The sequence below is a fragment of the Xanthomonas campestris pv. asclepiadis genome (genome assembly GCF_020784175.1).
Lineage (GTDB): Bacteria > Pseudomonadota > Gammaproteobacteria > Xanthomonadales > Xanthomonadaceae > Xanthomonas > Xanthomonas campestris_D.
The window spans coordinates 53,161-61,540 of record NZ_JAJGQM010000032.1 but is presented as its reverse complement, the minus strand read 5'-3'; the positions used below and the strand labels follow the sequence as shown (position 1 = coordinate 61,540).

The 8,380-nt window shown below is 65.2% G+C and carries 8 protein-coding genes; 2 read left to right on the top strand and 6 right to left on the bottom strand.

The annotated features are described in order from the left end of the window. Positions 1-33: 33 nt before the first annotated feature. The 3 genes from LL972_RS14620 to LL972_RS14610 all read right to left on the bottom strand — a co-directional run bounded on the left by LL972_RS14620 (position 34) and on the right by LL972_RS14610 (position 2,349). Positions 34-1,128 (bottom strand): hypothetical protein, encoded by a 1,095-nt coding sequence (locus LL972_RS14620; protein ID WP_228328206.1) that lies wholly within the window; start codon positions 1,126-1,128, stop codon positions 34-36. Next, entirely contained in the window at positions 1,125-1,622 is a 498-nt protein-coding gene (locus LL972_RS14615; RefSeq protein WP_115675703.1) for a hypothetical protein, read from the bottom strand. The genes LL972_RS14620 and LL972_RS14615 overlap by 4 nt, the downstream gene beginning before the upstream one ends. A gap of 292 nt (positions 1,623-1,914) precedes the next feature. Next, on the bottom strand, positions 1,915-2,349 hold the full coding sequence (locus LL972_RS14610) for a winged helix-turn-helix transcriptional regulator (protein WP_046345376.1): 435 nt from the start codon (positions 2,347-2,349) through the stop codon (positions 1,915-1,917). Between the two features lie 134 nt (positions 2,350-2,483). Between LL972_RS14610 and LL972_RS14605 the strand changes: the two genes are divergently transcribed. Together LL972_RS14605 and LL972_RS14600 are read left to right on the top strand one after the other, a co-directional pair. Further along, on the top strand, positions 2,484-3,371 hold the full coding sequence (locus tag LL972_RS14605) for an SDR family oxidoreductase (RefSeq protein ID WP_228328205.1): 888 nt from the start codon (positions 2,484-2,486) through the stop codon (positions 3,369-3,371). A 544-nt stretch (positions 3,372-3,915) separates the two neighbouring features. Further along, complete coding sequence (locus LL972_RS14600) at positions 3,916-5,361, top strand: OprO/OprP family phosphate-selective porin (protein WP_228328204.1); 1,446 nt, start codon at positions 3,916-3,918, stop codon at positions 5,359-5,361. A gap of 146 nt (positions 5,362-5,507) precedes the next feature. Here the strand turns inward: LL972_RS14600 and LL972_RS14595 are convergent, their stop codons facing one another. The 3 genes from LL972_RS14595 to msuE all read right to left on the bottom strand — a co-directional run bounded on the left by LL972_RS14595 (position 5,508) and on the right by msuE (position 8,315). Then, positions 5,508-6,539 (bottom strand): methionine synthase, encoded by a 1,032-nt coding sequence (locus LL972_RS14595; protein WP_228328203.1) that lies wholly within the window; start codon positions 6,537-6,539, stop codon positions 5,508-5,510. 28 nt (positions 6,540-6,567) lie between these two features. After that, a complete protein-coding gene (locus LL972_RS14590) occupies positions 6,568-7,551 on the bottom strand; it encodes a DUF1852 domain-containing protein (protein WP_228328202.1) in 984 nt (327 codons plus the stop codon). 170 nt (positions 7,552-7,721) lie between these two features. Beyond that, complete coding sequence (msuE, locus tag LL972_RS14585; RefSeq protein ID WP_228328201.1) at positions 7,722-8,315, bottom strand: FMN reductase; 594 nt, start codon at positions 8,313-8,315, stop codon at positions 7,722-7,724. Positions 8,316-8,380 lie beyond the last annotated feature (65 nt).

Sequence of the window (8,380 nt, the reverse complement as noted above, 5' to 3'; positions counted from 1 at the left end):
CATCACGCCTGCCATGAAGTTGGCGATGGCCACTTAGCTCCACTTCTGGCGACCGCTAGAAGTGGGGGGATTACCCTGGGCAATGACCGTGGCCAGCTGCTCTTCCAGCGCCAGATCCTGCGTGCGGTCCTGCCACTCCACCACCACGCCCAGCGAGGCGCCGTCGTGATCGCGGACGGGGGTGATGTTTTCCTGCAGCTGCAGCGCCGCCAGCGCGCGCGTCCTGCTGGTGCCGGCGTCATGCCCGGCCTGCACCGCATCGGCCAGTGCGCTGTGCAGCACCTGCGTGTCGACCTGCGTGCTCAGTTGCTGGAACGACTGATTGCGGTAGATGGCAGCGCCCTGCCCGTCGACGATGGCCACCGCCATCGCCGAAGCATCCAGCGCCAGACGGATACGGCGATTTTCCAGCAGCAGTTGCTGCTGTTGGGCGATGCGCTCTTCCACCTGCACGCTCATGCGCACGAGGGCCTGCGCCAGCGAGCCGCTGCGGAAGGGCTGCTGCAGGATGGCCGGCGGCAAGGTCGCACCGGTGGCCAGGGTGTCGGCCAGTTCGACCAGTGCCTCGGCCTCGTGGTCGAGGGCATCGACCTGGCGGCGCAGCTGGATCGCCATCACGCAGACGAAGGCGGTTTCGACGATCACATAACCGGCATGCAGCACCACGATGCCGAAGCCGCTGCCGACGGTGAACGCCTGCACCGGCATGCCGCGCGATTGCAGCCAGTAGAACGCCAGGTGATGCACGGCGATGGCGCCTGCCGCGACCACCACCGGCAGCCAGTCGCGGTAGTACAGCAGCAGCGCCAGGATCACGAATACACCGAAGTGCATTTCCACCAGGCCATGCGCCTGCTGGATGGTAGCCGCGACCAGGGCCATCAGCACCAGCGCATTGGTGATGCGGGTCAGCCGTGTGCCGGGGTTGGCCTGCACTTGCCAGGCCATCAGCAACAGGCTGGGCAACGTGACGGCCACAAACGTGGTCCATTGGCCCTGGTACCAGGCCAGGCCCAGCGAGCCGACGCCCTGCAGCACGGCCAGCCACAGAAACAAGCGGTCGGCCTTGATCGCCAGGCGGGTGGCGTAGGTGGAGGTCGGCGGTGCCGATGCGGACAGTTCCATCATGACAGCGACTCCACGGCACAAGGACAAGGGGACACCAGCGCGGCACCCGGGGTGCGCGCCAGGACATCGGGTAACCAGCGCGACCACTCCGCAGCGCCAGCCGTGCCGCAGACGGCGCCACCGTCTGCAGGGCCGGCATAGCGCGGTTGGCCGTCGGCGCCGAGCAGCCACACGGCATAGCCGCTGCCACGCAACGCAGGGGTGTCGAGCATGCGCACCTGCCCGCCACGCGCGCGCACCGCGCTGCTGAGCACGGCCCAGGCGCGATCAGCGGCCAGATCGCTACACGCACAGGCGCCTGCGACGCCGATCAGCATCGGCGTCTGCTGCGCGGCCGGCAGGCTGGCCTGGACCTGCGTCCACGCACTTGCCACGTCGTTGGCATGCGCAGGTGGCGTGGTCCAGGCCACGGCGATCCAGCCGCACCATAGCGCGAGCAGGGCAGCGCCAAGGGTGCGTCGCGTTGAGGCGGACAAGGTGCCGAAGACAGGCATGGCGCGGCGGATTCACGAGATCAGGTGAGCCCTTATCGGATACCGGTGCATGCGCTTGAGCAGGCGTGCGATTGAAATTAGCGATGGCGGTGATAGCGCGCGGCCGGCCCGTTACGCCGCAAGGGTTTGCGGGCTACGGTCGCCGTGATTGCGCTACCAGACGTTTATCCGGCACGGGATTTTGTGAGTACGCGTTCACATGTTTACGCGCACCCGGCTATCAACCAACGCGCTGACCTACCACCTGGCCGTCAGCGCCGCCATCTCCCTTAGCAACGCCGCGGGCCGGCGCTTACGCCAGCGCCTCGTCGGCATCCAGCGCAACCGCCGGCTGCTGGGCATGATCGAAGCGTTCGCGTGCGGAGCGGATGGCCGCATGGTTTTCGCCTGCCCAGTTGAGCAGCTGCGAGATCGGCCCAAGCAGCGCCACGCCGAGCTTGGACAAGGCATATTCCACGCTGGGCGGCTTGGTCGCGTAGACCTTGCGGGTGATCATGCCGTTGCGCTCGAGGTTGCGCAGGGTCTGGGTCAGCATGCGCTTGGAGATGTCCGGCACGGCGCGCTGGATGGCGCTGAAGCGGGAGGGGCCGGGGATCAGCGTCAGCAGGATCAGCATGGTCCATTTGTCGCCGATCTGATCGAGCACGTCGCGCACCGGGCACTTGGTGGCGTCGAATGGCATGCCTTGCAGGGACGGCGGCGGTGGAAACAGAGCAATCGCGTTCACTGGGATATCTCACGGTAACCAGGGGGTGGAAAACTGCCTCCTTGCGGAGGTTCGAACGGCCCTGACAATAGGTGCGCGGACCAAGAGTCTAGATAGTAGACCACACCTCTTATCAATACCTACTGGAGTTCACCATGGCACACACCTCCCCCCTGATCCTCGTCACTGGCGCCAGCGGGCAGCTGGGCGCATTGGTGGTCGAAGCACTGCTGGCGCGTGTCCCGGCCGCTCGGATCGTAGCAACGGCCCGCGATACTGCGTCACTCGCGCAGTTCGCAAAACGCGACATCACTGTGCGTCGCGCCGACTACGCGGACCCGCAGAGCCTGGATCAGGCCTTCGCAGGCGTGGGCCGGGTGCTGCTGGTGTCGTCCAACGCGGTGGGCGAGCGCGTGCCGCAGCACCGCAACGTGATCGAGGCGGCCCAGCGTGCCGGCGTGGACCTGCTGGCCTACACCAGCGTGCTGCACGCCGATACCAGCACGTTGTCGCTGGCACCCGAGCATGTGGCCACCGAAGCGCTGCTGCGCGACAGCGGCGTGCCGCACGTGCTGCTGCGCAATGGCTGGTACACCGAGAACTACACCGGTTCGATCGCGGCCGAAGTGGCGCATGGCGCGGTGATCGGCAGCGCCGGCGAGGGCAGGATCAGTGCGGCCACGCGCGCCGACTATGCCGAGGCCGCCGCAGCGGTGCTGGCCGCCGACACGCCGCAGGCCGGCAAGGTCTACGAGCTGGCCGGCGATACCGCCTTCACGATGGCCGAGTACGCCGCCGAGGTGGCGCGGCAGTCCGGCAAGCCGGTGGCCTACCACGACCTGCCCGAAGCCGACTACGCGGCGGCGTTGGTGCAGATCGGCCTACCGGCTGCATTCGCACAGGTGCTGGCGCAGTGCTCGGCATCCTCGCGTGGCGGCAGCCTGTTCGACGACAGCCATACGCTGAGCCAGCTGATCGGCCGCCCGACCACGTCGCTGCGCGATGCGGTGGCGGCGGCGTTGCAGGCGGCGCCGGCCGGCTGAGGCGAGCCCTGGCACGCTGCTGCTCGACAACCTGAGGCAGCACTGGCCCGGTAATCTGCCAGGCATTGAGTGATCCGGCGAAGGCGGGCGACGACCCGCCTTCGCCATGTTCTGATTCATTGTCCCTCGCCCGCTCGTTGGAGGCGACGACAGCTGCGCTATGAGCATATACGGCGCGCGCCTTCGGCCTTGCGTTGGCAGCTGCAGCTAGCGGCACCATCTCCTCATGACACCGCAGGCCCAAAGGGGACGCAGCAACCAAAGCGTCATATCGGCGCCTGCTGCCCACTCCGCGCGTCGATGGGCCCGCCTTCTGCGCGTCGCACAACTGACACGCGCCGGACACGCAGCTGACACAGCCTTGCGCTGTGCAGACTGCCGATGTCACCAAACTGACATCAAATCTAAATATAACTGCACGCATTGCCGCACCGTCAGGACGACCGGTCGCCCTGGTGGCGTGCCGGTGCCGTGTTCGCCGCCCCGCTGGGCAGCGCCGGCCTGATGCTGCCGCCGACCCGTTTCCCTTGCACGAGCCGGACCCATGAAAAAACGCAATCTCGCCACCGTCCTGTGCGCCCTCAGCGCGACCGCCAGTGGCAGCACCCTGGCTGCCGAGCTGGAGCTGTACGTCGACCGCAAGACCAAGCAGATCTTCGCCGAGCCGGCCCCGGGGCGCGACAAGTTGGGCAAGTTCGTGCAGGTGGACGAGAACGGCAAGCTGCCGGCGTCGGCGATGCCGGCCGCCCCGGCATTGCCGCCCGCCCCCGCAGCGCCGGTGCCAGCCGATACCGCCATCGCCCAGGCCGCACCTGCGCCCGTGCCCGCAACAGCGCCGGCCAAGGCCAGCGAAGCCGGCAAGAAGTGGTACGACAAGCTGAGCCTGCGCGGCTACACGCAGATCCGCTACAACCAGGGCATCGGCGGAGACGCGCGGGATCTGCGCGCACCCGGCGACCGCTTTATTGGCAACGACCAGAGCCTGGGCATCCGTCGCGCGCGCCTGGTGCTGAGCGGCGATCTCAACGAGCACGTGTCGCTGTACTTCCAGCCGGATTTTGCGAGCACGCCGACCGGGTCGACCACCTCCAACTTCGCGCAGCTGCGCGATGCGTATGCCGACATCTACTTCGACAAGAAGCGCGAGTACCGCGTGCGTGTGGGCCAGTCGAAGATGCCGTACGGCTGGGAGAACCTGCAGTCCAGCCAGAACCGGCTCACCCTGGACCGCGCCGACGCGCTCAACTCCGGCCTGCGCGACGAACGCGATATCGGTGCGGTGTTCTACTACAGCCCCACCGTGGCCAAGGGCCGCTTCCAGGACCTGGTCAAATCCGGTTTGAAGGGCTCGGGCGATTACGGCGTACTCGGTGCCGGCGTGTACAACGGCCAGGGCGCCAACCGCGCCGAGCGCAACGACAGCATGCATGCGGTGGTGCACGCCACCTACCCGTTCAAGTTCGCCAACGGCCAGTACCTGGAAGTGGGTGCCGATGCCTACAGCGGCCGCTTCGTGCCGACCGCGGCGGCAGTCAACATCGGTGGCCGCAGCTTCACCCCGGCCATCACTGACCCGAACGGCTACACCGATCAACGCGTGGCCGCGCACATCATCTACTACCCGCAGCCATTCGGCCTGCAGGCCGAATGGACGGTGGGCCGCGGCCCGGAGCTGGATGTCGCACAGCGACGCATCCGCACCCGCTCACTGAGCGGCGGCTACGTGCAGGCGATGTACAAGCACGATGGCAGCTACGGCACCTTGCTGCCGTACCTGAAGTGGCAGACCTACCGCGGCGGCTCCAAGTTCGACACCAATGCGCCGCGCATGCGCCTGGACGAAGTGGAAGCCGGCGTCGAGTGGCAGCCGATGGACGCGCTGGAACTGGTGTTCGCCTATTCGAAGATGAAGCGCACCGACGTCACCACCGCGCCGTACCCGGTGGTGGAAGGCGACCTGCTGCGGCTGCAGCTGCAGGTCAATTACTGATCGCTGCAACGCGATGGCATACAAAAAAGCCCCTGCTTGCGGGGGCTTTTTTGTTGCGGCGGTCGTGGTCAGCCGTGGCGACGGCAGGATGGAACTTGCGTCGGACCTATCGCTTCGGCCGCTGGTCCAGCGCAAGTACCGGTGTGCTAGCGGGCTGCCAGCTCTCCACGAATGATGTCGGCGCCTGCACTGAGGGCCTTGAGCTTGCCTCTTGCAATGTCGCGGGCAAGCGGCGCCATCCCGCAGTTGGTGGACGGGTAGAGCTTGTCGGCATCGACAAAGCGAAGCGCCTTGCGCAGCGTCTCGGCCACCTCCTGCGGCGTTTCGACGGTATTGCTCGCCACGTCGATGGCCCCGACCATCACCTTCTTGCCGCGCACAAGTTCGATCAGGTCGATCGGCACGTGCGAGTTGTGGCACTCCAGCGAGATGATGTCGATCGACGACGTCTGCAGCTTGGGAAACGACTCTTCGTACTGACGCCACTCCGACCCCAGGGTCTGCTTCCAATCGGTATTGGCCTTGATGCCGTAGCCATAGCAGATATGGACGGCGGTCTCGCACTTGAGCCCTTCGACCGCGCGTTCGAGGGTGGCCACCCCCCAGTCGTTGACCTCGTCGAAGAAGACATTGAAGGCCGGCTCATCGAACTGGATGATATCCACGCCGGCCGCTTCGAGCTCCCTGGCTTCTTCATTGAGGATCTTGGCAAATTCCCATGCCAGCTTTTCGCGGCTTTTGTAGTGCGCATCAAACAGGGTGTCGATCATCGTCATGGGGCCAGGCAGCGCCCATTTGATCGGCTGCCGGGTCTGCTCGCGCAGGAACCTGGCATCGTCCACAAAGACAGGCTTGGGGCGGCTGACCGCGCCAACCACGGTCGGCACGCTGGCGTCGTAGCGATCGCGAATCCTGACGGTTTCGCGCTTTTCGAAATCGACGCCGCTGAGGTGTTCGATGAAGGTGGTGACGAAATGCTGGCGGGTCTGCTCGCCATCACTGACGATATCGATGCCGGCATGCTGCTGTTCCTGCAGCGACAGGCGCAATGCGTCCTGCTTGCCTTCGGTCAGTTCGGCGTCCTGCAGCTTCCAGGGAGACCAGAGTTTTTCCGGCTGCGCGAGCCAGGAGGGCTTGGGCAGGCTACCGGCGGTTGAAGTGGGGAGCAGCTTTTTCATGATGAGTGGTGTCTTGCGTTCTTGTTGATCAGACAGCGTGGTGGGAGACCCACTGCGCGAGAATCTTGCCGTAGGGCCGGATGAAGTGCTCCTCGGTGAATTTCCCCTGCGTCACCGCGAGCTGGCTGCGCTCTTCGCGGTCGTAGACGATCTGGGTAGCGGAATAATCCTGGTGCTTCAGGCTCGGCTGGTAGATGGCCCCTGCCGCGGAATTGGCGTTGTAGATCTCTGGCCGGTAGATCTTCTGGAACGTCTCCATAGTGCTGATGGTGCCGATCAGCTCGAGGTTGGTGTAGTCGTTGAGCAGGTCGCCGAAGAAGTAAAAAGCCAGCGGGGCAACGCTGTTCGGCGGCATGAAATAGCGCACCTGCAGGCCCATCTTGGCGAAGTACCGATCGGTCAAGGAGAATTCGTCCTGCCGGTATTCGATGCCGAGGATGGGGTGCCGGTTTCCGGTTCGATGGTAGACCCTGCTGCTGGAGACGCTGATGCAGATGACCGGCGGCTTGGTGAAATGCACTTTGTAGGCGTCCGAGTCCACGAAGTGCTTGAACAGTGTTCCATGCAGGCTGCCGAAATCGTCCGGGATGCTGAAGCTGGATGCGTCCTGGTTGTGCGCTGGCAGCAGCACGCTGAAATCGTAGTCGCGCACGTAGGAGGAGAAATTGTTCCCTGCGATTCCCTCGATGCGCGCACCGGTGGTCTTGTCGAGGATGCTGGGCTTCAGTATCTCGATCAACGGAAATGCATCGCTGCGTTCGCTCGCGTCGATGTGCATCTCGACCGAGATGATGTCCAGTTCGACAGCGTAGCGGTCGCGCCTGGGGTTATCCCAATGCGCCAGGTCGTTGCAGCGGTTGTCGATCATCGCAAGCGTGTTGCGCAGATTTTCCTGCCTACGCTGGCCCCTGGCCAGGTTGGCAAAGTTGGTCGTGTTGCGCGTATTGGCCGCGGGACGGTAGTCCTCGTCAAACCGCTGGCTCTTGATGCTGAAGGTAAAGTCTTGAGTCATTGCAAGCTGACGCCTTGTTTCCGAGATTGAATACGAGCGCACGTCTCCGCGCAGGTGTGGATCCCTGCTGGGTGGGATGCCGGGACTTTGGATCAGCGGGCAATCGCCAACCGATCCTGTGGCCGGCGACAGGTGTGGTGGCCCGCCGAGCAACCGTGGCCTGGATCGCCTCAGGCCGCAGCCACGTTTTCTGCAGCGATGGCACGTGCCTGCCGCGTCAATGCGATCAGCGGCAATGCCCGCTGCACCGCCAGCCTGGCCCGCTCGGCCAGGGCCTCGTTGTGCACGCGGTAGTCCAGGAAGTCGCGGTCGGTGGCGTAGACGCCCAGCGGCAACGTGCGTGCCTGGAAGAAGCTGAAAAGTGGCCGCAACTGGTGGTCGATCACCAATGCATGGCGCTCGCTGCCGCCGGTCGCCGCCAGCAGGATCGGCGTGTCGATCAAGGCATCCTGATGGATGAAGTCGAAGAAGTGCTTGAACAGCCCGGTGAACGAGCCGCGATAGACCGGCGTTGTCACCACCACCACGTCGGCCTGCTCCACGGCCGCAAGTTCCTGCTCCACCGTTGCCGGCAGCTGCGAGCGCCAGACCGCACCGGCGAACTGCGGTGCCAGCGCCCCGAGTTCGACCAGATGTTGCTCGCATGGCACGGCCTCGGCGATCAGGGCCAGCAGATGCTCGGCCAGGGCGACGGCCTTGGAAGGGCGCTGCAGCCCGCCGGAGACCGCGACGACGCGGAGTGGGTGTGGCACGTTGACAGTCATGCGGGGTTGACCTGAAACGACGAACCCCGATGCTAGGGCTCGCATTCAATGAAGTAAAATGGTGT